At 73.4% G+C, this 24,988-nt stretch carries 7 protein-coding genes and 2 pseudogenes; 2 read left to right on the forward strand and 7 right to left on the reverse strand.

The annotated features are described in order from the left end of the window. From ACZ63F_RS37880 to ACZ63F_RS37895, 4 genes are all read right to left on the reverse strand, one after another. The coding region (locus tag ACZ63F_RS37880) for a response regulator transcription factor (protein ID WP_469718185.1) at positions 1-473 on the reverse strand (473 nt) is incomplete at its 3' end. Positions 474-476: 3 nt separating this feature from the next. After that, positions 477-2,639, reverse strand: a complete 2,163-nt coding sequence (locus ACZ63F_RS37885; RefSeq protein ID WP_469718186.1) for an MMPL family transporter — start codon at positions 2,637-2,639, stop codon at positions 477-479. Between the two features lie 337 nt (positions 2,640-2,976). After that, complete coding sequence (locus ACZ63F_RS37890; protein ID WP_469718187.1) at positions 2,977-5,397, reverse strand: GMC oxidoreductase; 2,421 nt, start codon at positions 5,395-5,397, stop codon at positions 2,977-2,979. Continuing rightward, positions 5,394-6,497 (reverse strand): alpha/beta hydrolase, encoded by a 1,104-nt coding sequence (locus tag ACZ63F_RS37895; protein WP_469718189.1) that lies wholly within the window; start codon positions 6,495-6,497, stop codon positions 5,394-5,396. The genes ACZ63F_RS37890 and ACZ63F_RS37895 overlap by 4 nt, the downstream gene beginning before the upstream one ends. Positions 6,498-6,654: 157 nt before the next feature. On the opposite strand from ACZ63F_RS37895, the pseudogene ACZ63F_RS37900 reads away from it, so the two are divergent. Both ACZ63F_RS37900 and ACZ63F_RS37905 read left to right on the forward strand, forming a co-directional pair. Further along, positions 6,655-6,753, forward strand: a pseudogene (locus ACZ63F_RS37900) (NAD-dependent epimerase/dehydratase family protein); the annotation flags it as partial. A 110-nt stretch (positions 6,754-6,863) separates the two neighbouring features. Further along, positions 6,864-7,064, forward strand: a pseudogene (locus ACZ63F_RS37905) (N-6 DNA methylase); the annotation flags it as partial. 541 nt (positions 7,065-7,605) lie between these two features. Here ACZ63F_RS37905 and ACZ63F_RS37910 read toward each other — a convergent pair. From ACZ63F_RS37910 to ACZ63F_RS37920, 3 genes are all read right to left on the reverse strand, one after another. Beyond that, entirely contained in the window at positions 7,606-8,733 is a 1,128-nt protein-coding gene (locus ACZ63F_RS37910; RefSeq protein WP_469718190.1) for an alpha/beta hydrolase, read from the reverse strand. Between the two features lie 8 nt (positions 8,734-8,741). Beyond that, positions 8,742-11,207, reverse strand: a complete 2,466-nt coding sequence (locus tag ACZ63F_RS37915) for a thioester reductase domain-containing protein (protein WP_469718191.1) — start codon at positions 11,205-11,207, stop codon at positions 8,742-8,744. Between the two features lie 90 nt (positions 11,208-11,297). Further along, on the reverse strand, positions 11,298-24,980 hold the full coding sequence (locus ACZ63F_RS37920) for an SDR family NAD(P)-dependent oxidoreductase (protein WP_469718193.1): 13,683 nt from the start codon (positions 24,978-24,980) through the stop codon (positions 11,298-11,300). Positions 24,981-24,988: the final 8 nt, after the last annotated feature.

Below are 24,988 nucleotides of genomic sequence, written 5' to 3' on the forward strand. Positions count from 1 at the left end.
AAGGGGTTTCCCCCCCATCGTCCCCCCCGGGGCGCAACCTTTCGTGGTGCAATATCCCCCCCGGTGGGGCCCGTCCCCCGCCCCCCCCCCCCACCCCCCCCCCCCCCCCCACCGAGGGTGCGTCGGGTCAGGGAGCGCAGGTGCGCGAGGAGGACCGGGTAGGAGAACGGCTTGGAGAGGTAGTCGTCCGCGCCGGAGTCCAGCCCCTCGGCGTGGTCGAGGTCGTCGTCCATGGCGGTGAGCATCAGGATCGGCGTCCAGCGCTCGCGCTCGCGCAGGCGCTTGGCCACCTGGTACCCGTCCAGGCCGGGCAGCATGACATCCAGCACGATGACGTCGTAGGCGTTCTCCGTCGCCATCCACAGCCCGTCCGTGCCGTTGTCCGTCGCGTCGACGACGTATCCCTCGGCCCGCAGGCCCCAGACCAGGGCTTCGGCGACGTCCGGCTCGTCCTCGACCACCAGCACCCGCACGGCCTACGCCTCCCCGATCCGCTGCGGAACCAGCTCCGGACGGGCCTCGTCGGCCGGCCGCGTCACCGGGAGCCGGAGCAGTCGCGCGGCCCGGTCCGGCAGCCACCAGTTCCAGTCGCCGAACAGCGAGACCAGTGCGGGCAGCAGCAGCATCCGGACCACCATAGCGTCCAGTACGACCCCGAACGCCAGGCCCATGGCGATCTCGCGCACGGTGACGTCGTTCGCCGTGGCCAGCGAGGCGAGCGCGAAGAACAGGATCAACGCGGCGGAGGTCACCAGGCGGCCGGTGCGCGACACACCCTCGATGACGCCCTCCCGTGTGGATCCGGTGCGGTCGTATCCCTCGCGGACCCTGGCCAGGATGAACACCTCGTAGTCCATGGACACCCCGAACAGGAACCCGAAGATCAGCACGGGGGCGAGGGCGTCGATCGCGCCGTAGGTGGACGCGCCCCACAGCGCCTTCATGCCGATGCCGTGCTGGAAGACGATCACCAGCAGGCCGTAGGAGGCCGCCACGGACAGCACGTTGAGCAGCACGGCCTTGGCAGGCAGCAGGACCGACCGCATTCCGCGGGCCAGCAGCAGGAAGGTGACCACCGCGACCACAGCGAACAGCAGTGGGAACGAGCCGTAGGTGGCGCTGGTCTCGTCGATCTTCTGTGCGCCCTCGCCACCGGCCAGCACACCAGGTGGGACGCTGCGGCGGATGTCGGCCAGCGAGGTGCCGCCGTCGGTGCTGCCGACCTCGTGGTGCGGGATCGCGATGACCATCGCGCTGCCCCCCGTGTGCCAGGCCGGTCCGGCCGGGGCTGCGGCGCCGCGCAGGCTGGAAAGGGTGTCCAGGGCGTTCACGGTGTTCCCCGCATCGACGGAGTTCGGGACGTACACCGGCACCGCGGTCAGCGTCCCGGACGGGAATCCGTCGGTTTCCAGGGTGTGCAGGCCGTCGGTGTAGGCGCCGGCGGTGGCCAGTGCGTGGCTGCTCGGCGTGCTGATGTCGATGGTCGCGGCGGTGGCGGTCAGCGCGGCCAGGATGCCCAGGCCCGCGACCGCCGAAGCCACGCGGTGCTTGATCACGAACTTCGACCAGCCGGTCCAGAACCGGCTGTCCGCCTGCCGTCGCGACGCCCGTCGCGGCCAGTCCACGCGCGGCCCGACCTTGGACAGCACCGCGGGGAGCAGGGTCAGCGCGACCAGGGTCGCGGTGGAGGGGATGAACAGCCCCGACACACCGATGCCCCGGACCATCGAGTTGGGGATGACGGTCAGCGCGAACAGACCGAGCGAGGCCACCATGCCGCTGAACCAGACGCTGTGCCCGGCCCGCTGCACGGCCGCGCGCACGGCTTCGTCGTTGCTCCTGCCGGCCGCGCGCTCCTCGCGCCAGCGGGTGACCACCAGCAGCGAATAGTCGATCGACAGGCCCAGGCCCAGCAGCGCCACGATGTACTGCACGGCCGGGTGGATCGGCGAGGACGACGGCATCAGGAACGTCAGCCCGTAGACGAGCAGTTGCATCGTCAGTACCGAGATCAGGGCCATGACCAGCGGCAACAGCGCCAGCAGCGACCCGAACACCCAGGCCAGGACCACCAGCGCGCCGATCGCTCCGATGATCAGCTCACCGGTGACGCTGGAGTTGCCGCCGCCAGTGGTGTTGCCGGCCTCCAGTGCCCGCAGACTGGTGCCGTGCACGGTCAGACCTGGCGCCGCGGCGGTGGCAGCCCTGGTGAGGGCGTCGACCTGATCGGTGGCCATGTCGTCACCGGGCTTGGGCGGATAGGCCAGGACGATCGTGCTCGTCCCACCGTTCCCGACCAGCGTCCGGCTGCCGGTCGAGGCGTAGGAGACCAGGCGCAGGCTCGGCGCCGCGGTGGCGATACCCCTGTCCACCGCCCGCAGTTTCGCGTGTGCCTGCGGTGAATTGACGGTCAGTCCGGCCGGGAGGTCCAGGACCACGACAGCGGGGTCCTGGGTCGCGCCTCCGTAGCTCCGGGCGATCTGCACGTTGGCGGTGTAGCCGGGGCCGGTGACATGGGTGCCTGGTTGCAGCCGACCCGAGAGCGACGGCGCCACCAGCACGCCCACCACCGTGATCACCAGCCAGCTGAGACCCACCACCAGCCGATGGCGGATCACCCATCCGCTCAGCTTCTCCACGATTCCCTCCCAGTGCCCGGCAGCGGCGGCAGCCGCTGCTCACCTCACTGACGGAAGGTAGGGAGAGCTTCCTTACCGAACCCTTTCAGCGCCCGGCACGGACCGGCACACCCGCCCCCGGTACCGGCACCTTCGCCCGGCAGAACGACCGCTCGCCCCGGCCGGACGAGGTCCTCGTACGGTTCGTCCGCGCGGGCACCTGTCAGGCAGGGGCAGCTTCCGGGAGGCGCTCGCGCCGTCCGAAGCCGATCTCGCCGGCGACTGCGGCCATGCCCTCCTGGACCTCGGCGGCATCGGCCGGCTCACCGGCTCGGTCCGGCGCCGGCACCGCGCCGGATCAGGATGTGCCGCCGGTCGGCAGCCGACCGTGCCGGACGTAGCTCTCCCAGAGGTGTCCGAGGAAGAACTCGCCGAAGCGGGCCAGCGCGGCCGCACCACCCGGGCCGGTGGTACGGAAGGTGCTGAGCTGGTGGGCGAGGTCGCCGAGTCGCAGGCGGAGCCGCCCGGAGCCGAGAACGGCGGGCTCACCGTTGAACGGGTCGGTGAGATGCCCGGCCAGCAGGCGGAAGGGCAACGCGGTGGTGTCCGGCCAAAGGCGCAGCGGCGCGCCGTGGGTGATCTGCTTCTGCCCGGCGAAGGTGCAGGGCCGGTCCTGCGCGTCGGTGAAGTGGAGCCGGTAGCGCAGCACCCGCCGGACGCACCCGCCCTGCACCGCGCCGGCCCCTTCCTGTCCGGTGCTGTCCGCCGCAGGCGCGAAGAGGTTGAACCGGCCGTGCAGGACAGGCCGCCGGCCCCCGCAACCGGTGCTCTCCACCCAGCCGTCGGCACGGGCCTCGTGCTCGGGATCGTCCAGGAAGGCGTCCAGGTCGTCGGCAGTGATGGTGAGCCGGAAGGCAAAGCTTCTGCGCCGGCCGCCCCGTTCGGCCGTCACCGGGTCAGCCGCTCCGGGGACGTAGTAGCCGCGCATCGTCTCCGTGAAGACCAGGGAGGTGCGCCGGGTGTAAGCAGGCCGGGGTGCAGTGGCCACTCCGCCGCCTGCGCGCACTTCCAGCAACCGGGTGCACATCCGGTCGGCCAGGGCGGCGATGGTGAGGGAGGGGTTGGCGCCGACCGGGCCGGGCAGCGCCGAGCCGTCCGCGATGTAAAGGCCCCGGTGCCCGTACGCCTCACCGAACGGGTCACATACTCCCGTCTCGGGTCGGCGGCTCATCGGGATGCCGCCGAGCGGGTGGACGGTGACGGTCCGCCCAAGACGCCACAGCGGGTTGTCGGCGTAACCGGCGCCGAGCACGTCCGCGATCCGCCGCATGGTCGTACGGATCCGTTCGGAACCGTCCGCGCTGTTCGCCGTGGTCCAGCTGACGTCGAGCCGACCGCGGCGCATGCGCAGCTCGCCGTCCGGGATGTCCCGGCCCATACCGAGCAGGGGGAGCGAGGTGCTGGTGAGCAGGCCGTCGCCGAGCAGGTCCGACATCCCTTTGGAGAGGTGGTGCTGCGGACTGAGGCCGACCTGGGTGGCGAGTCGGCGGGCGAGAAACCGCGCCAGACGGGAGAACTGCTGCGGTCCCCGGGCACCCTCCGCCAGCCACTGGACGAACTGCGGGTATCCGCCGTCCTCTATGTAGCCCCCACGCCCGGCTCCCGGGAAGCCGTCGAGCTCGTCGGGGAGACGGATCGCGGCAGTGATCACCGGACCTTGACTGGGATTCAGCGGCCGGTTCCTGCGAGTTCGTCCGTCCTTGGCCCTGATCAGGAAGGAGAGCATGTCGCCGTTGCCGGAGAAGCGGGTCCCGAGCGCCGGGCCGAGTCCGGGCAACCGGTTGCGCGAACGCAGCAGCAGCTGCGTCGTACCCAGTGTCCCGGCGGCCAGCACCAGCCGGTCGCAGGCGATGGTCGCGGTCGTCGGACGGCGCTCCGGCTCGGTGGTCTCCGTCAGGGTGTACCGGACGTAGTCCACCTCGTAGCCGCCGCGCGCTCCGGGGCGGACAGCCCGCACGTCGTGGCCGGTGCGCAGTTCGGCGCCATGCCGCCGGGCGGCCGACAGATAGGTGAAGTCGAGGCTGTTCTTCGCTCCCTCGTTGCAGCCGACGTTGCACTCGCCGCACAGCCGGCAGGTACGGCGCACCGCACCGTGCAGGTTGCCGTGCTCCGGGTCGGCGATCGGCAGGCCGGGCTGCGGTACGGCGTCGGGCGCCGGAGCGAAACTGACGGCGAGCGGCGGCAGCCGGAACTCCAGCCCGAGCGCCGTCGCGGCTTCGCGCATCGCCCGGGTCTTCGGGGTGTCCTCATAACCGGGCCGGTGCAGCGGGTACGGCGTGGCGCCCATCATCCGTTCCACCGCGTCGTAGTGAGGTTCCAGCTCGGCGCGGCTGACCGGCCAGGACTCGTGGCCCCCGCCGGGCAGCGGCTGCTCCTGGACGAACCAGCGCTCGTCCTTGCGCAGCAGCACATTGGCGAAGATCAGCGAGCCACCGCCGAGGCCGCTGGACACGACCGCGTCGCAACCGCGGAAGGACCAGACGTCGAACAGTCCGTACAGGCCGGCGCTCGGGTCCCAGAAGGCCCGGTTGATCTCGGCGGGAGTCCGGGGGAAGCTGCCCGGCGGATACGCGCGGCCACGCTCCAGTACGACCACCGAAAGGCCGGCCTCGGCCAGCCGGTAGGCCGCGACGGAACCGCCGAAGCCGGAACCCACCACCACGGCGTCCACATGCTCGGCGGCCACGCCTGCCCCGTGTGCCCCCACAGCCGTCGTCATGCCGCCACCGCCCGGCGCCGCAGGAAGTCGAGGACCCGCGGGAAGACGTCACGGTCGGCGTCCTTGCCGATGATCGGGTCGAGGTGGCCGTAGCCGGGCAGGACGGCCAGTTCGTGACGGTCGGGGGCGTTCAGGGAGAGCTCACGGTGGCAGATCACATTGGAGTCGCCGAAAACGTGGTTCTGGTCACCGGTCAGGAAGAGGATCGGCGTGTCGATCCGGACGGCATCCGTCAGGTAGTCGTCGGGCAGCGACGCGTGACGCGGGTCGCGCGGGTCGTACTTCACCGCGTGGCCCGCCTGGACCATTTTCCGCACATGTCGCAGGTAGCCCAGCCCGCTGGGCCCCAGGAGGTCGGCAATGCGGTCGTGGGTGACCGGATCGAGTTTCTCGTGACTGTAGAGGGCGGGCCAGCCGCTGCCCCACATGAAGCTGATCATGTGGCAGGCGGCATTCTCACACTCCTGATGAGCCAGCGATATCAGCCGGGACAATGCCCAGCCGGCGGTGAACGGGCGTCCCGTCTGCGCGCGCGGATCCAGGACGGAGAGCCCCATGGCGTGTTCGAGCAGTTCGGGCCCGTACTGCAACTTCCACCGTGGCCACGTCGTCAGCCGCGGGGTCAGCGCCACGCTGTTCGCCACGAAGCTCTGGATGCCGTCAATGGCGCCGCCGGCGAGGCTCATGGAGAATGCCACCGATCCGAGGCAGTGCGCGATGACGTGCACGGGTCGCAGCCCGGTATGACGCCGCAGTTCCGCCAGCGCGGCCGGGTAGTCGAACCGGGCGAGGTCGTCCAGGCTGTGGCGGCCTGGCTCCGTGTTGTAGGGGAAGCGATTGCTCATCCGGGAGTCGAGCGCCCAGACGTCGCTGAACCCGTGATCGAGCAGATAACTCGTCAGGTTCCGGTGTTCCGGCATGATGAAGATGTCACTTGCGGAAGTCAAGCCGTGCACCAGCAGCACCGGATCGGCGCACTGGGCACGGCGGAAACGGGTGAGGCTCAGACTCAAGCCGTCCTCGGTGGTGAACGGATGATGCGATATCTCCGCGTCCGACACGCCCTCGAGCGAAAAACGCGGGATGCTCTGCTGCGCCATGCGCCCCCCTCTGTGCCTTCCGCTCCGACAAGCTGTGAGCGGGTTCGTCGGTCCAGAAACAGCCTGGCAGGGAACGACGCGCCGGGTATGCAGACCGGGGACTGAAGTTCCTCGTAGACCCCGCGGCGCCGGCCGCGGCAGCGCCGGTCGGTCCTTCGTGAATGTCGCCGCCTCCGTCCGCGGGGTGCCGGACGAGGAGGCGTGGGCCGTCAGTCGGGACGCCGCGGTGGCCCTGGGCCGCGCCGCGAGAGGCTCGGAGACATCGCCCAGCGTGTCCAGATCGCCGACGTCGACAAGAAGGAGCCACTCTGCGAAGAACTGGGCATCACCATCACCTACGACAACACAACACGGACCGAGCCCGAACTGGCCTGGGTGCAGCACCTCCTCACCCACCTGAAGCCCGGCGGAGTCGCCGTGGTGGTCCTCCCACCCGCCGTGGCATCACGCAAGGCGGGTCGGCGTATTCGCGGCTCGCTGCTGCGCACCGGAGCACTTCGGGCGGTGGTGTCCCTCCCTCCGGGCAGTGCACAACCCCACAGCGTGTCACTGCAGTTGTGGGTCCTGCGCGCAGCCCCGGAGGGCTCTGCCGCCCCTCCTCCGAGCCAGGACGCCCTCCTGGTGGACGCCACAGGCTTCGCACGACCGGGAACACGCGAGCCGAGCCCCGACTGGGACGCTCTCGGTTCCTTCGTCCTCACCGCACTGGCGAACCTCGACCATTCCGATCAAGAGCCGCCGGAGAGCGCCGCGCGCGTTCCCTTGCTCGACCTTCTGGACGACGAGGTGGACGTCACCCCGGGACGCTACACCGCGTCGGTGTCCGAACCGTCATCGAAAGAACTTGCCAATAAGCGGGGCGAGTTCGGGTCGCTGCTGACCGATCTGGCCGATCAGGCACAACATCTGTCCGCACTCGACGTCGAGGCCGGCACCCAGCAGACCACGACGACAGTGGGAGACCTGGTCAAGGCCGGTGCGCTGACGCTGCGCGCCGGTCAGCAGCCTCCGGAGAAGACGGCACCTGTCAGCGGGACCGCCGTAGCGGTGCCTCCTGGAACGTGGTTCGGCCACGAGCTGGTTCGGTGGTGGGCAGGCCAGCCGGCCGTCACCGCCGTCCGCCGAGAAAATCGAGGATGTGACCGAAGACGTCCAGGGCGGCGCCCCGGCCGAGGAACGTGTCCAGGTGGCCGTAACCGGGGATCTCGGTGTAGGACACGTCCAACTGGGGCTGGCGCTCGGCGAGTACGTCGTGGCAAAGCCGCTGGGAGTCCAGCCACAGCCCGTTGTCGCTGCCGGCGAGCAGCAGCACGGGGGTGTCGATCCGGCCGGCCGCGTCCAGCGCATTGGGCGGCAGCTGACGGTAGCGGTGGTCGGTTTCGTGCCAGCGGACCACGCTGCGGGCCAGCTCGATGCGGCGCAGGTGGGGCAGGATCCACAGCGGCGCGGGGCCGAGGAGGTCGGCGAGGCGGTCGTGGGTGGCCTCGGACAGGTTCTCGTGCACGAAGAGCGAGGCGCCCGTGCCCCAGGCGGAATTGTGCAGGATCTGGCAGGTCGGGTCCGGGCAGCTCGCCTTCCGTGAGGCCAGAGCGAACAACGGGGTGTACTTCGACCACAGGCCCACCTTGCGGAAGTCCACCGGGACGTGGTCGATCCGCGTCTTCAGCAGCTCCCCCGCCAGCGACATCCGCAGCGATGTCCGGCCGGCCAGCTTCGGCGTCAGGAACACACCCTGGGACACCACGCCGGCGAGGCCCGGCACCAGGCCCGCCGCCATGCTCAGGGACAGCGTGAGCGAGCCGATGCAGTGGGCGACCACGAACACCGGGCGGTCGCCCACGCGCTCGCGGACGTGATGGACGGCCGCGGGGATGTCGTACAGGGCCACGTCGTCGTACGTGTACCTCTGGCCGGTCTCGTTGTACGGCAGCCGGCAGCTGCCCCGCCAGTCCAGCAGCCAGGGCTCGTAGCCGTCGTCGAGGAGAACGTCGACCAGATTGCGGGTCTCCGGCAGCAGGAACATGTCGGCGGACGCGGTGTGTCCGTGCAGGAGCAGCACGGCGGGGCGGTCCGCGGCGCCGGTGTGTACGCGGGTCAGGCCGAGCCGGACGCCGTCGTCCGCCCGGAAGGGGATCTCCTCAACGCGGGCCGGGTCGAGGCGGTGGTGCAGCGGGCGCAGGGCCGCGGTGGTCCTGACCCGGGGCAGCGCCGACCCTTCGGCGCGGGAGGTGGTCATCCTGAAGATCATCGGTGGCGCTCCGTGGGGGTCGGGGTGCGGCGCAGGTCGAGCAGGTCCGCGGCGGCGCGGGCGAAGGGGCCGAGCAGGCCGCGGCCCATCTCCAGGCCGAACCAGGCGAGCCAGGTCAGCTTGGCCGCCCGCTTCTCCTGGCTGGTCAGACGCGGGTCGACCTTGATTCCGTCGATCTGGTCGCGGACGTAGGAGTCCGCGGGCACGACGACCTCGCCCGCCAGGCTCGCCGCCTCGCCCTCGCGGCCGATCCGCACGGTCAGCGCGCGGGTCTGCCGCCACAGGTCGCGGCGGGCCCGGGCGTACTTGTGCCCCTCCAGCCACCAGTGGCCGCCGTCGGCGTCGCGCAACCGCAGCCGGTAGCGCAGGAGTTGGTGCCTGAGTCCGTGCTGCTGCGGGATCCCCTCCTCGGGGCGGATCCAGACGTCGCCGCGCTCGACGGTCAGCGGCTCGGGATGTACGGCGGTGCAGACGACCTCGCCGGTCACGTCCACCCGGCGCTCCTTCACCAGCTGGTACATGCCGGCGATGGAGAGGGTGAGCGCCATGGAGCAGGGGGTGTCGGCGAGGGCGCCGAGCGGTCCCACGCTGCCCTCCGTCGTCTCCGAGAACCACAAGTAGGGCTGGTCGTCCTTGTGCGGCAGCCTGGCGAGGCCGTCCTGGGCGAGCCGCTCGAAGGTGCGGAGCTGGGCCTGCGCGTCGTAGCGGGCCGCGGGCGGCAGCCCCAGCGCCGCGACCAGCGCGGCGGTGCGTGCGCCTTCGGCCGCCGGGCCCTTCAGGGTCGCCTCACACAGCTTGAGAGCGGTAGGGCTGTGCAACACCCTTGAAAGGAAGGCGAGTTCGGGGACCGGCTCGGCCTCCAGGCGGGCCAGAGCGTCGGTGCGCCACTCGTCCCAGTCCTGGACGCGCACGTGCATTCCTCCGAGCGCCATGTCACGGACGACGTCGTCGAGGGTGTTCGGCACACCGGTGAGGTTGTAGTCGTAGCCCCAGGCGTCGGGCTCGCAGATCGCGGCCACGGCGACCCGGCTCACCCAGTCCACCGGGGCCGCGTTCAGGTAGCGGAAGGCGGGTACGGTGCGGAAGCGGCCGAAGGCCGAGATGAGGCCGCTGCTGAGGTCCTGCGTGTTGTAGGCGCCGGTCTTCGTGTGACCGCCGATGCCGCCGGGGCGCAGCGCGGTGACGACCAGGCCGTGGTCGCGGGCACGGCGCAGGGCGACCTCGGCGGCCCACTTCGACTGGTCGTAGCCCGAGACGAGCCGGTCGACGTGGGCGAGTGGGTCGTCCTCGCCCATGGAGGTGATGCCGGCCTCGTTGAAGACGGCGATCGAGGAGATGTGGTGCAGCGGCTTGGGCCGCCCGGTGGCCGCGAGTTCGGCGAGGGCCAGCGTGCCGAGGACGTTGCTCGCCCGCAGCGACTGGTAGCCGCGCAGGAAGTCCACGGCCGCGGCCACACTCACGACGCTGTCCAGTGCGTGGGCGAGCGTGTGCCACAGTTCGTCGGACAGGCCGAGCCGCGGCAGCCGGATGTCGCCGGGCAGCACGGTCACCCGGCGCCGCACCTCCGACGACCAGGGCAGTCGGTGACTCTTCAGCGCCTCGCCGAGCCGGGCGACGGCCGTCTCCTCGTCGGCCGCACGGACCAGGCAATGGACGTGCGCGTCACTGTGCCGGAGCAGGTCGAGCAGCATGTGACTGCCGAGAAAGCCGGTGGCGCCGGTCAGCAGGATCCGGCGGGGCGGCAGCGGCTCGGGCACGTCGGCGAACGGCAGGCGGTCGGCGAGGCTCAGATCGGCGAGGATCTGCTCGAGGTCCTCGGGGCGCGCCCTGCTGTACCGTTCGTCGCCACTGCCGACACGGGGGCGAGGCGCCGGTGAGGGGCGCGGAGTCGGCATCGGAAGGGTGCGCGGGGCGAGAGCCGGACGGGCGCCCGCCGCGGAGGGCGGCAGCGTGCCAGGTGCCGGAGCCGCGACAGCACCTGCACCGGAAGCCGGCCGCGCACCGGCGACCGGAACCGGCGGCGTGCCCTGGGCGGTGGGCGCCGGGGTGCCTGCGTGCACGGCCCGCGGGGTGGCCTCGCTCGACGCTTCGGCCCCGGTCGCCCGCAGCCAGCGCCGGGCGAGACTGACCGGACGGGCGTCGGCGAACACCTCGTCCAGGTCGAACTCGATGCCCAGCTCGCCCTCCAGTTCCGCGACGAGTTCCACGGCGTGCACGGACGTGCCCCCCGCGTCGAAGAAGTCGGCGTCGGGCGCCAGGTGTCCCGCGGGCAGATGGCGGCCCGCCGCGGCGGCGATGGCCGCGGCCACGCCGTCCACGTCCCGGAGCGGGGCGGGGGCGGCACCGGAGTCCGCACCGGTGGCGGCCTGCATCACCCTGGCCAGCAGGTCGTCCACGCCGAGCCCGCCACCACCGCGCTCGATCGCCTCGGCGGTGGCCCGCTGCCCGGGTTCCTCGGTCATGTCACGCATGAGAGCCCTTCACGATGTGCGCGTCCTCATCCTTGCTTCCGACATCCGAGGAAGTCCTCGCCTGCTTGCTGCGGCACGTCCTCACTGCTGCTCCCAGGACCGGAACGCCCTCAGGTGGTCCGGTGCGACCACGGCCTCCAGGCGCTCGTCGTCCTGGTCACCGCCGCCGAGCGCGGCCACCAGTCGCCGTGCCGGTACGTTGCGCTCCGTGCGCTCCGCCGTCAGCCGGACTTTCGTGCAGCCCAGTTCCTCGGCACGGTCGGCCAGCCACTGCAACAAGCATTCCTCGACCCCTCGGCCGAGCGCCCGGCAGCTCATCAGCCAGCCCATGACCTCGAGTTGGTCGCGGTCCGCGCACAGGGCGAGGAGGGCGATCTGCCCGTAGTCACCGAACCGGTCCCGGGCCGCCGCCGTCCACACCTCGCCCCGCTCCCGCCACCGGGCGACGTCGCCGCCGTCGGCCGACCGGGAGTGGAGCGCGAACTGGTTGGTGCGGCGCACGAGTTGCTCGGCCCGCCGTACGTCGGCCTCGGACAGCGCCCGGACGTCGACCTCCAGCTCCAGCTGCGCGAGGAACTCCTCGAAGCCGGCCGCTTCGCGGACGGTCTCCCGCTCCCGCTCCTGCGCGTAGAACCCGGCCCGCAGCGCGTCCTCGGCGGTCGCCGCCGCCGGGACCAGCGGCCACAACCGGCCCAGGAAATCCTCCAGTTCGTCCGCGGACGGGCAGGTCACCGACAGCATCTGCGGCAGCGCGGAGCGCGCCTTGGCGATCTCGGCAGGGTTGTCGTCCAGGAACAGGAAGCTGTCCAGGCCGAGGCCGAGCGTGCGTGCGGCCTCGGCCAGGCGGCCCGGCTTCGGCTCCCAGGCGGCCGACAGCACGCTGAAGTGCTCCGCCTTCAGCAGGCTGTCCGGGCGCTCCAGGACGGCGCGTACCGTGACCTCGTCGTTGTTGCTGACGAGCGCCAGCAAAGCGCCCGTCTCGCGCCACTGCAGCAGCCTGCGCGCGAGCAGGGCACGCGGGCCGGACAGGTCGACGGCCTCGGGGCCGATCTCGCCGGCGACCCCGCCCCACAGGGTCTCGTCGCCGTCCACCGCGATCACCTTGGGCGCGGGGCGCAGCACCGCCCGTACGACCTCGCCGAGCCGTAGCGCCACGGCCGCCTGGAAGGGCGGTGTGAAGGGCAGGTGGGCCAGCCGCTCGGTCCGCTCGTCGAAGCGCTCCCCGACCGGGTGGTGACGGGTCCAGTCGTCGGGGCCGAGCACCGCGATGCCGGGCAGCCCGGCCAGGTCGGCGGCGACCTCGCGCTCCCACTGCGTCAGTCGGTCCTCCTGACGGGCGGCGGGCAGGAAGCCGACGATCAGCGGCTTGCGGGTGCGTTCCGACAGGGCCTTCAGCGCGGTCGGGTAGGCGGTGCGCAGCTCGGCGAGCAGCGCGTCGTCGACCGGGCCGAAGCGCTCCAGGTCCACCGCCCGCAGCAGCACCGCACCCACCGCGGTCGCGGGGTCGGCGAAGACGCCCGAGGGGTCCTGGAGACTCGCGAGCACGTGGTGGTACGGCGCCTCGGTGATCGCCGGTCCGCCGTCCCCGGCCTTGTTCTCGACAGCTGCCTCGCACATCAGCGGGAGGTTGCCGAGGGCGAAGGTGGCGGCGAGGGCCACTGACCGGCGAGGTGCGGGCGCCGTACCCGCGGGAGCCGCGGTGCCGGCCCGCGCCGGTGCCGCAGGGTCCTCAGCAGCCTCCCCCAGCAACCGCAGGAACTCCTCCCCCAGCTCGGCGGTGGCCGCGGCGTCCAGGATGTCCACGTTGTGGTCGAGCCGGATGCGTGCCGCGTTCGGGGTCATGGTGATCATCAGGTCGAGGTCGGAGTAGCCGGTGCCGGCCGGCAGCACCTCCAGCCGGGTGAGGTGGCGCGAGGACTGTACGTAGTTGAAGTAGACCTCGACGAGCGGCGCGTTCTCCCGGTGCAGGCCCTGCCGGGCCAGGGTGGCCAGGACGTCGGTGAACATGGCGCCCTTGGCCAGGGGGCGCTGCAGGCGCGCGTCGGTGCGGCGCAGCACCTCGGCCACCTGTTCGCCCGCGCGGGCCTCGGCCGGGAACGGCACCGGCACGCCGAAGAAGCCCACCGCGTCGTACGCGTCGGCGTGGATGCGGGTGTCCACGGGCACGGCGAGCACGAACCGCTCCCGTTCCCGCTTCCTGGCCAGCAGCACCGTCAGGGTGCCGAGGCAGAAGGCGGCGGGAGTGACGGCCAGCCTGCTCGCGGCCGCCGCGACCCGTTCCATCAGCCCGTCGGGAATCGTCGCGGTCACGCTGCCGGCCCGGTACGACCGGGTCGCCGGGGTCGAGCGGTCCAGCTCCAGGTCGAGCCGCTCGCTGCCGTGGAAGTGCCCGCGCCACTCGGCGCCCGCCCCCTCGCCGCCCTGCTGGGCCTCGATGAGCAGGTCGATGTCGCGGTTGGTGACGGCGGCATCGAGGGGGGTGCCGGACAGTTCCGCGTCGATCTCCCCGGCCACGAGCAGCAGCGACTGCAGGTCGCTGACCGCGTGGTGGGCGCCGAACACCAGGATCTGGCCGTGTGTGCCGCCGTCCACCAGCTCGAACCGCCACAGCGGTGTCGTCGCCAGATCGAACGGCGGCTCCATCAGGGCGCGCAGGCGCTCGGCGCCGTCGAGTGGGCCTTCCACGGCCGTGCAGCGCAGCACCGGCTCCGCGGGCTCCCGGTCCACGCGCAGCTGCCGGACGCCGTCCTCCCCGGTGATGATCGCGGTGCGCAGGGCCGCGTGTCGCGCGACGAGCCGCCTGAGGATGCCGGTGAGCGTCTCCGGTGTGGTCGGCGCGATCAGCCGTACGGCGAGGCCGATGCCGTGCGCCGCGTCCGGCATGCCCGGCCGGGCGCTGCGCAGCAGTCGTACGACGTCGCGTGTCGCGGGCCGCAGTTCGGTCTCCGGGACCTCCCGGGCGAGGTCGCCGGAGTCCTGCCGCGCCACGGCGCCCCGCTCCGGAAGGCCCTCGGCCAGGGCCCGGGCGAGGCCGCGGATGTCGGACGCCGCGAACACGTCCGCGGCCGACGGGTCCACGCCCAGTTCGCGGACGAAGGCGTTGCGCAACCGCACCAGCATCAGGGAGTCCAGGCCCAGTTCCTTCAGGGCCGTGCTCGCCGACGCGTCGACCGCTCCTCCGGAGACCTCGCCGACCCGGGCCCGGACGTACGCCTCCAGCCAGGTGGCGCGGTCCTGGTCGGTCGTCGCCGCGAACACCTTCGTGACGAGGTCGTCCGAGGCGGCCGTGCCCGCCGGGACGGTGACCAGGCCGCCCAGGATCGGGCGGGTGCGCACGGCGTCGGGGACGAGCGTCAGCACCTCCCGGTCCAGGGCGATCGGCGCGAGCTGACGGCGGGCGGTGGCCAGGACCCGCTCGAACAGGTCGCCGCCCTCCTGCGGCGAGAACGCGACCAGGCCCGAGCGGCTGGTCTCGGCGGCCCGGACGCCGGACTCGCCGACCATGCCGACACCGGCCCAGGCACCCCAGTCCAGGCTCAGCGCCCGGCGGTTCGCGTGGGAAAGGTGGTGTGCCCAGGCGTCGAGGAAGGCGTTCGCCGCCGAGTACGGGCTCTGCCCGGCCGACCCGAGGAGTCCTGCCGCGGAGGCGAACAGGACCAGGTTCCGGGCCTCCGGGATCAGCTCGGTGAGGAGAGCGGTGCCCAGGACCTTCGGGGCGAGGACGCGCAGGACGCGTTCGTCGGTCAGGTTCGCCACCGTGGCGTCGTCGAGCACACCAGCGGTGTGCACGACCGTGGCGACCGGGCCGCAGGCGTGCCGTACGGCGTCCAGGGCGGCCGTGAGACTCTCCCGGTCGGCGACGTCGGCGCGGGCCAGGTGCACGGTGACGCCTCGCTCTTCCAGACCCGTGATCCAGTTGCCGGCCTCCGCGTCGGGTGTGCCCCGGCTCAGGAGAGCCAGTCGGCGGGCGCCGCGGCGGACCAGCCGCTCGGCGACGACGCGGCCGAGGCCGCCCAGACCGCCGGTGATCAGGTGCACACCGTCCACGGAGGTCTCGCCGTGATGGCCGTCGTCCGGGCGGGTGTGGGCCAGGCGCGGCACCAGGCGGCCGGTGCCGCGCAGCGCGACGAGCCGTTCGTCGTCGGCGTGCCTGAGCTGGGTCCACAGGGCGTCGACGCCGTCGGTGGTCGGCAGGTCGATCAGCGTGGTCGACAGCTCCGGGTACTCCTGCGCCACCGTGAGCCCGAAGCCCCAGGCGAGCGCCTGCTGGGGGTTGGTCACCCCGGTGCTGTCGCCGGCTGCCTGACTGCCGCGTACGACCACGAACAGGCGCGGAGCCCGGCCCTGCGGACGGCCGACGAGGGCGCGCACCAGGTGCAGGGTGCTCAGGCAGCACAGTCGCGCCGCCTGCTCGGCCGATCCGGCGTCGGCGATCGCCGGGGCGTCGAGGGCGGTCAGCTGCACCACCTGTTCGGGCGGTCCGCCCGCGAAGGCCTCCTCCAGCAGCCGGGCCAGGTGGTCGGGGTCGGCCGGATCGAGGACGTAGCGTCCCGGTCCCTCGACGGCGAAGGCGGTGCCCCGGCGGGCGACGACATGCGGCACCGAGGAGCCGAACCGCTCGCCGAGCGCATCCGCCACCCCGGTGTCGTCGGCCAGGATCAGCCAGCTTCCCTTCACCGGCGGTTCCTGCGCCACCGGGCGCGGGTGCCAGCGGGTCTCGAAGAGGGCGCCGTCCGGCGGCGAGAGCGCGGCCAGCCGGAACTCCTCGATCTCCAGGACGAGTTGTTCGTCCTTGTCCCAGATCCTGAGGTCCAGGGTGGCGGTGTCGCCGGACACGGAGCGCAGTGCGCAGCCGGCCCATGCAGGCGTGGTGCGCCGGCCGGTGAACCGCAGCCGCCCCGCCCCGGCGGGCACGAACGCCCGGCCCTCGGGCGCGTCCTGAGGCAGGGCGGCCGTGTGGAAGGCGGAGTCGAGGACCGCGGGATGCAGCAGATGACCCGCGGCGGGTCTGGCGGCCAGCCGGCCCAGGGCCGCCGAGTGGCCGCGGCGGCCCTGCTCCAGGCCCCGGAAGGCGGGGCCGTGGTCGATGCCGAGGGCGCTCAGCCCGGCGTACACCGCCGGCAGGTCAGCCTCCTGCGTGCACTGCTCACGCACGGTGCTGAGCCGCAAGTCGTCGAGCCGTGCGTCGGGCGGGGGCTGCTCGCCGGTCGCCGCGACGCGTCCGCCGACGTGCCGCACCCACCGCGGGCTCCGCTCGCCGGCGCCCGCGGAGGCGACGGTGAAGGACCGGAAGCCGTCCCGGGCGGGCCGCAGCACCAGCTGCACCCGTACGGGCCGTTCGGGATCCATCCGCAACGGCTGCACGAACTCGATCTCGCTCAGCTGGACTTGGCGCCCGTCCTGCACCGCGGAGGCCGCCTCCAGCACCATGTCGAGGAAGACGGCGCCGGGCAGCCAGACCTCGCCGTCCACCCGGTGGTCACTCAGATAGGCGAAGCGGCTGTCCCGCAGGTCGATGTCGCTCTGGAACAGGTGCCGGTCGGGTTCGTCACTGGACTCGAGGTGGGTGCCGAGGAGCGGTGAGGAGCCCGTGGTCGTGGCCGGGGCGGGCGTGAGCCAGTGGCGTTCGCGGGCGAAGGCGTAGGTCGGCAGACCGACGCGACGGCCTTGCGGGAACAGCGCGGGCCAGTCGGGCGTGTGGCCCGCGACGTACAGCTCGCCGGCCCCGCGCAGCAGCATGCCGGGTCCGTCCTGCTGACGGCGCAGCGAGCCGACGCCGGCCACGTCGATGCCGGCTTCGGCCGCAACCGCCTCGATGGACGACAGCAGCGACGGGTGCGGGCTGAGCTCGACGAAGTAGCGGTAGCCGTCGTCCAGCATCCGTCGGACGGTGTCGGCGAACCGGACGGGCTGCCTGAGGTTGGCGTACCAGTACCCGGCGTCCAGCCGGTCGCCGGAGACGGGTTCGGCCAGCACCGTCGAGTACAGCGGGGTCGACGCCCGCGCGCCCCGGATGCCGGAGAAGCGGTCGAGCAGCTCCTCGCACAGGGGTTCCATCAGCGGGGTGTGCGAGGCGAACGGCGTCGACAGCCGTCGTACGGCGATCCCACGCTCCTCGAGCCCGCGGCGCAGCTCGGCCAGCGCATCGGCGGCGCCGGAGACGGCCGTGGAGCCCGCGCTGTTGACCGCGGCGACGAACAGCCGGCCCGCGTAGGGGGCGAGCAGTTCCTCGACCGGCGCGCGCGGCAGTTCCACCGCGACCATGCCACCCTGCCCGACCAGCGGGACGACGGCCTCGGCCCGACCGGTCACCACAGCCACGGCGTCGTCCAGGCCGAGGGCGCCCGCGCTGTACGCGGCGGCGATCTCGCCCAGGCTGTGCCCGACCACGGCGTCCGGGACCACGCCGAGGGCCCGCCACGCGGCGGCCAGCGCCGCGTCGACCGCGAACAGCACCGGTTGCAGGCACTCGGTCCGATGCAGCGGGGAGAACTCCTCCGGTGCCCGCAGCGCGTTGAGCACCGACCAGCCGACGTGCCGTTGCACCGCCTCGTCGATCCGGGTCAGCTCCTCACGGAACGCCGCCGACCCGGCCAGCAACTCCATGCCCATGCCGGGCCATTGGCCGCCGTGCCCGGAGAAGACGAAGGCCACCCTGCCCGTCTCCTCCTCCCGCGGCGTGGCCGGTTGCGCCCGTCCGCTGCTCAACGCATCGAGTGCGGCGCGCAGTTCGTCCACGTCGCCCGCCGTGACGGCCGCCCGCCAGGGGAAGTGGCTGCGGTGCCGGGCCAGGGTGTAGGCGACGTCCGGCAGCGGCGTGTCCCCGGTCAAGTGCCGGGCCAGCCGGGCGGCCTGTCCGCGCAGCGCGGCCTCGCTCCGCCCGGACAGGGTGAACAGCCGCTTGCCGGACGGCGGTTCACCCGCGAGACCGGGCTCCGGCGCGGACGACGGGGCCTCCTCCACGATCACATGGCCGTTGGTCCCGCTGATCCCGAAGGCGCTGACGCCGGCCCGCCGGACGCGCGCCTTCTCCGCCGGCCACGGCACGGCTTCCTGCAGCAGCTGCAGGCCGCTGTCGGACCACTCGACGTGCCGGCTCGGTGTGCCGGCGTGCAGGGTGGCCGGCAGTATCCCGTAGCGCAGCGACTGCACCACCTTGATCAGTCCGGCGATGCCCGAGGCGGCCTGCGTGTGCCCGAGGTTGGACTTGAGCGAGCCCAGGTACAGCGGGCGGTGCCGGGGGCGGGAGGCACCGAAGACCTGCGCCAGGGCGTTCGCCTCGATCGGGTCGCCCAGCGTGGTGCCCGTGCCGTGCGCCTCCACGTAGTCGATGTCGGCGGGTTCGAGGCCGGACAGCTCCAGGGCCCGCCGGATCACCTGTTCCTGCGCCGGGCCGTTGGGTGCGGACAGGCCCTGGCTGCGACCGTCCTGGTTGACGGCCGTGCCGCGCAGCACCGCAAGCACCTCGTCGCCGTCCCGCCGCGCGTCGCTCAGCCGCTTCAGTACGAGCATGCCGGCACCCTCCGCCCAGACGGCGCCGTCGGCGTCGTCGGAGAACGAGCGGCAGCGGCCGGTCGGGGACAGGCCCCGCAGCCGGCTGAACTCCACGAAGGTCTGCGGGGTCACCATGAGCGTCACACCGCCGGCCAGCGCCAGGTCGCAGTCGCCCGACCGCAGCGCCTGCGCCGCCAGGTGCACCGCGACGAGCGACGACGAGCACGCCGTGTCCACCGTCAGCGCCGGGCCGTGCAGCCCGAGCGCGTACGCCAGCCGGCCCGAGGCCACGCTGAGCGCCGACCCGGTGCCGACGTACCCGTCCAGCTGGTCCAGCCGCGAGCCCGAAAGGTAGTCGCTGCCGAACATGCCGACATACACGCCGGCGGTGCTGCCCGCCAGTTCGGCGGGCACGATCCCGGCGCGCTCCAGCGCCTCCCACGCGGTCTCCAGCAACAGCCGCTGCTGCGGGTCCATCGCGGCCGCCTCCTTCGGGGTGATGCCGAAGAAGCCCGCGTCGAAGGACTCGATGTCGTCCAGGAAGCCGCCCTCCCGGGCGTACGACTTGCCCGGCGCCTCCGGGTCGGGGTCGTACAGCGACTCGACGTCCCAGCGCCCAGCCGGGAACGGGCCGACCGCGTCACGGCCCTCGGCGACCAGCTGCCACAGCTCCTCCGGGTCACCCACGCCGCCCGGCAGGCGGCAGGCCATGGCCACCAGGGCGACCGGCTCGTCGTGCGCCGCGGTGCGGGGGTGCGACGCGGCGGCGGGGCGGCGGGCGGTGGGGCCGCTCGTCGCGACCACGGTGGCCAGCAGGTGTTCGGCGAGGCGGGCGGGGGTGGGGTGGTCGAACAGCAGGGTGGCCGGGAGCCGGGAGCCGAGGCGGGCGCCGATGCGGTTACGGAGCTCCACCGCCGCCACCGAGTCCATGCCGAGGTCGCGCAGCGGCCGGTCGGCGCGGACGGACTCCGCCGAGCGCAGGCCGAGGGCGCGGGAGGCCTCCTCGCGGACCAGGGCCAGGACGCGGTCGGCCCGCTCGGCTTCCGGCAGCCGCGAAAGCCGGTCCGCCAGGCCGTCCGCGCCGTCCTGCCCGGGGGCGGGCAGCAGGGAGCGCCACAGCGCGGCCGCACCGGCCGTGGTCTCACGCAGGCGGGGCAGGTCGAGCGCCCAGGCGACCAGGTGCGGGGCGCCCCGGCGCAGCGCGAGTTCGACGAGGTCGCGGCCCTGTTCCGGGGGCAGGGCGCGGTGGCCGAGGCGGGCCATCCGCTCCAGATCGGCGTGTTCGGCGGCGAGACCCTCGCCCGCCCAGGCGCCGAAGGAAATCGACACCGCGGGCAGCCCCGAGGCGCGCCGGTGGTGGGCGAGCTGGTCGAGGAAGGCGTTGGCGGCGGCGTAGTTGGCCTGGCCCGCGTTGCCGACGACACCGGCGGCGGAGGAGACCAGCAGGAACAGGTCGAGCTGCGCGTCCGCGGTGAGCCGGTGCAGGTGGGTGGCGCCGTCCACCTTGGGGCTGAGCACCCGCGTGAGGCGTTCGGGGGTCAGCTCGGCGACCACTCCGTCGTCCAGGACGCCGGCGCAGTGCACGACGCCGCGGAGCTCGCCGGCGACCGGATTGACGATGTCGGCCAAGGCCGCGGCGTCGGCGACGTCGCAGGCCGCCACCTCGACCGCGGCGCCGAGCGCCGCCAGTTCCGCGACGACCTCGGCCGCGCGCGGGTCGTCGGCTCCGCGCCGGGACGTCAGCAGCAGGCGGGGCACGCCCCGTTCGGCGAGGAGCCGGGCGATGTAGCGTCCGACGGCGCCGAGGCCTCCGGTGATCAGTACGGTGCCGTCGACGGGTGTCCGTGCACGGTCCGTGTCGGCGGCGCGGGCGCGCACGAGCCGGGGCACGAGCAAGCTGCCCGCGCGCCCGGCGAGTTCGGGCTCGTCCCGGTGCGCGACGGCGGCGAGCAGGGCAGCCGCGGGATCGGTGTCCTCGAGGTCGAGCAGCGTCAGCCCGAGGTCCGGATGCTCGGCACGGGCGCTGCGGGCCAGGCCCCACAGCGCCGACTGGGCGAGGCCCGGCACGGTGTCCCGGTCGTCGGCCGCGACCGCGCCGCGGGTCACCCAGACGGTCCGGGTGGGTGCCTTCTCCTGTGCGGCGAGTGTCTGCAGTTCGGCCAGCGCGGCTTCCGTCACCTGCCGTGCGGCGGCGGCCGTCTCGGCGTCCTCGGCCGGTGGTGGCCAGAACCGTACGAGCACGTCGCCACCCGTGTCACGACATGGGATCCCCGCGGCCTGGAGGCCGCGCAGGGCCGCGACGACGTCCGGGTCGGACGGATCGCCGACGACCGTCCAGTCACCGGCCGGTTGCCGGACGCTCGGTTCGGGCGCGGCCGTCCAGGCCACCTCGTACAGGTGCCGCCCGTTGCCCGAACCGCCGACGAGATCCGCCGGGCTCGCGGCCCGCAGCCGTACCCCCTCCAGCCGGCCCACGGGGAAGCCGTCGGCGTCCCACAGCGTCACGTCCAGCGTGAGATCCGTTTCGGTGACGCCGGTGCGCCGCACGAGCACGGTGAGGTCGTCGGCGCCGCGGTGCGACAGCGCTGCGCGGCCCACCGCGACCGGAAGGAGCACCCGGCCGTCGGGGGCGGCGCCTCCTTCGAGGGCCGCGGCCACGTGCAGCGCCGCATCCAGCAGCGCGGGGTGGACCGGGTAGGGGTCGGCCAGGTCGTGGGCCACGGACGGCAGCGACAGCCGGGCCAGCAGCTCGCCGGCGCCGGTCACCACCGCCTCCCGTACGCCCTGGAAGGCCGGACCGTAACCGAGGCCGAGCCCGGTCAGCCGCTCGTACGTGTCCGGGCTCCAGGCGGGCTCCGCCGCCTGAGGCCACACCGGCGGCCGCCCCGCCACCGGGGTCGTCCCGGCCGCCGAGGCGGTGGCGTGCTGGGTCCAGGTGGCCTCCTGGCCGCGCGGGCGGCTGTGCACGGTGAGCTCGGGTGCCGGGCCGGCGGTGACCACCTCGACGGACACCTCCACCGTGCCGGATGCGGGCAGCACGAGGGGGGTGAGCAACAGCAGGTCGGTCACGTCGGCCGGCTCGTCCGGGCGGGCCACGGCGAGGGCGGCCCGGCACAGCTCCAGCAGGGTCGTGCCGGACATCACGGTCCGGCCGAACACGGTGTGGTCGGACAGCCAGTCGGCGGTGGCCGGGGACCACTCGTTGCGGAAGGTCCAGCGAGTCTCGTCGGCCGACTGCAACTGGACGCCGAGCAACGGGTGCGCGGCACGGTCGAACAGGCCCGGACCACCCGAAGCGGACTCGGGTGCGATCCAGTGGCGCCGGGTGTCCCAGGCGTAGGTCGGCAGGTCCGCCCACGCGGTGTCGGCGACCATGCGCCGCAAGTCCAACCGCCGTCCGTGGACGTGCAGTTCGGCGGCGGCGCGGTCCAGACAGGCGGGTCCGTCCTCGTCGCGGCGGAGGGAGCCGACGACGACCAGTTCGTGGCCCAGGTCCTCGCCGATCGTGTGCATCGCGGTGAGCAGGGACGGATGCGGGCTGAGTTCGACGAAGTGGCGGTAGCCGTCCGCCGCCATGCGCTCCACCGCGGGCGCGAAGCGGACGGGCTCGCGCAGGTTGGTGTACCAGTAGTCGGCCTCCAGCTCCTCGGTGACCGGCTCACCGGTGACGGTGGAGTACCAGACGACCGACGTGGGGTACGTGGTCACGCCGTCGAGCTCGTCGAGGATCGTCGCGCGCACCTGCTCGACCCGGGCGCTGTGGGAGGCGTAGTCGACGTCGAGGCGACGGACGAAGACCTGTTCCCGGTCGAGGTCGGCGAGCAGGCCCTCCAGCGGCTCCACGTCACCGGCGATCACGGTCGCCCGGCCGCTGTTCACGGCGGCGACCGAGACCCGGCCACCGAGACCGTCGAGACGGGTGACGACCTCGGTGTGCGGCAGGCCGACGACGGCCATGGCGCCGGTGCCGGACAGCTCGGTCAGGGCCCGGCTGCGCAGGGCGACCACCGCGGCCGCGTCGTTGAGGCTGAGCGCGCCGGCGACGCAGGCCGCGGCCACTTCGCCCTGGCTGTGCCCGATCACGGCGTCCGGCCGGACGCCGCGGGCCCGCCACACCGCGGCCAGGGACACCATCACCGCGAAGAGCACCGGCTGGACGACATCCACACGGTCCAGGGACGGGGCTCCCGCCTCACCGCGCAGGGCCGCAGCCGCGGACCAGACGGTGAACGGTCGCAGGGCGGCGTCGCAGCGGTCGAGTTCGTCGGCGAACACGGGATCGCGTTCGAGCAGGTCACGGGCCATGCCGGCCCACTGGGCGCCCTGGCCGGGGAAGACGAAGGCCACCTTGCCCGCGGGCAGCGTCCGCCGGGGGCCGGCGGTCAGGTCGGGATCGGGCCGGCTCTCCGCGAGGGCCCGCAGCGCGCTGAGCAGTTCGTCCCGGCCGGCCGCCCGGACGACGGCACGGTGCTCGAAGTGGGTGCGGTGGTGGGCCAGCGTCGCGGCCACGGCGGGCAGCGGCAGCTCCGGCCGCGCGACGAGTCGTGCGTGAAGTCGGCCGGCCTGGCTCTGGAGCGCGGGGAGCGTGCGGGCGGAGAGCGGGAAGAGGGTCGGGCCGCGCGACTCCGCCTCCGCCCCGGCCGGTGCGACGACGTCCTGTGGTGCCTCCTCCAGCACGACGTGCGCGTTGGTGCCGCTGATACCGAACGCGCTCACCCCGGCCCGCCGCACGCGGGCGGCGTCGCGCGGCCACGCCCGGGCGCTGCCGTGCACGGCCAGGCCGCTGCCGGCCCAGTCGACGTGCTCCGTGAGGGGCTCGGCGTGCAGGGACGGTGGCATGAGCTCGTGCCCGAGCGCGAGCACCGTCTTGATCACGCCGCCGATGCCCGCGGCGGCCTGGGTGTGACCGATGTTGGACTTCAGCGAGCCGAGGCCGAGAGGCCGGTCGGCGGGGCGGCCCGGTCCGAACACGGCGGCCAGTGCGCGACCCTCGATGGGGTCGCCGAGCCGGGTGCCGGTGCCGTGCGCCTCGACGTGGTCCACGTCGTCCGGTGCGAGTCCTGCGGCGTAGAGGGCGGCGCGCAGCACCCGTTCCTGCGCCGGGCCGTTGGGGGCGCTCAGCCCCTGGCTGCGGCCGTCCTGGTTGACGGCCGAGCCCTTGACCACGGCGAGCACCCGGTCGCCGTCGCGGCGAGCGTCGGCCAGCCGCTTGAGCAGCACCACACCGCAGCCCTCCGCCCACACCACGCCGTCCGCGTCGGCCGAGAAGGGGCTGCACCGCCCGGACGGCGACAGCCCGCGCAGCCTGCTGAACTCCACGTGTCCCCGCGGGGTCACCAGCAGGCTCGCGCCGCCCGCCAGGGCGAGGTCGCACTCACCTGCCGCCAGCGCGCGGGCCGCCAGGTGCAGGGCGACCAGGGAGGAGGAGCAGGCGGTGTCGACGGTGACCGCCGGGCCCTGCAGACCGAGGGTGTAGGCGATGCGCCCGGAGGCCACGCTGGGTGCCGAGCCCGTGCCGACGTGCCCGTCGAGCTGGGCCAGCGAGGCGGCGGCGAGGTATCCGCTGTCGTACAGGCCGATGTAGACGCCCGTGAGGCTGCCGTGCAGCGTCGCGGGGACGATCCCGGCCCGCTCGATCGCCTCCCAGCTGGTCTGCAGCAGCAGCCGCTGCTGCGGGTCCATGGCGTCGGCCTCTCGTGGCGAGATCCCGAAGAAGGCGGCGTCGAAGCGGTCGATGCCGTCGAGGAAGCCGCCGCGCAGTGTGTACGCCTTGCCGGTGGCCTCGGGGTCGGGGTCGTAGAGGTTCTGGGTGTCCCAACGGCTCGCCGGTACCTCACAGATGGCGTCCTCGGCGGCGGCGAGCAGCCGCCACAGCCCTTCGGGATCGTCGGCGCCACCGGGGAAGCGGCAGGCCATGGAGACGATGGCGATGTCGCCGTCCGCCGCCCGCGGCGGAGCCCCGGCGGAGACCGGGCCGGCCGTCGGAGCGGGTGGCCCGCCGAGGACCGCGTCGGCCAGCGCGGCGATCGTGGGGTGGTCGAAGACGAGCGATGGCTCCAGTGGTCGGCCGGTCCGTGCGGAGAGTTCCGCGGCCAGCGTCACCAACCGGCGTGACCCCAGCCCGAATTCCGCGATCGGCCGGTCCGGGTCGACGGCTCGCGGGTCGAGCCCGGCGGCCTCGGCGACGGCCGACCCCAGCCAGGCCCGTACGTCCTCGGCAGTGGTGAGCGGCATGATGGTGGACTGCTTCCGGGGCTCGTTCGCAGGCATCTGGGCAG

It is taken from the genome of Streptomyces sp. NPDC104761, from assembly GCF_055583445.1.

Excerpts from the sequence above, each read along its gene's own strand:
- ACZ63F_RS37895 (WP_469718189.1), bottom strand. The coding sequence starts at position 6,497 with ATGGCGCAGCAGAGCATCCCGCGTTTTTCGCTCGAGGGCGTGTCGGAC.
- ACZ63F_RS37915 (WP_469718191.1), bottom strand. The coding sequence starts at position 11,207 with ATGACCGAGGAACCCGGGCAGCGGGCCACCGCCGAGGCGATCGAGCGC.
- ACZ63F_RS37920 (WP_469718193.1), bottom strand. The coding sequence starts at position 24,980 with ATGCCTGCGAACGAGCCCCGGAAGCAGTCCACCATCATGCCGCTCACC.
- ACZ63F_RS37910 (WP_469718190.1), bottom strand. The coding sequence starts at position 8,733 with ATGACCACCTCCCGCGCCGAAGGGTCGGCGCTGCCCCGGGTCAGGACC.
- ACZ63F_RS37890 (WP_469718187.1), bottom strand. The coding sequence starts at position 5,397 with ATGACGACGGCTGTGGGGGCACACGGGGCAGGCGTGGCCGCCGAGCAT.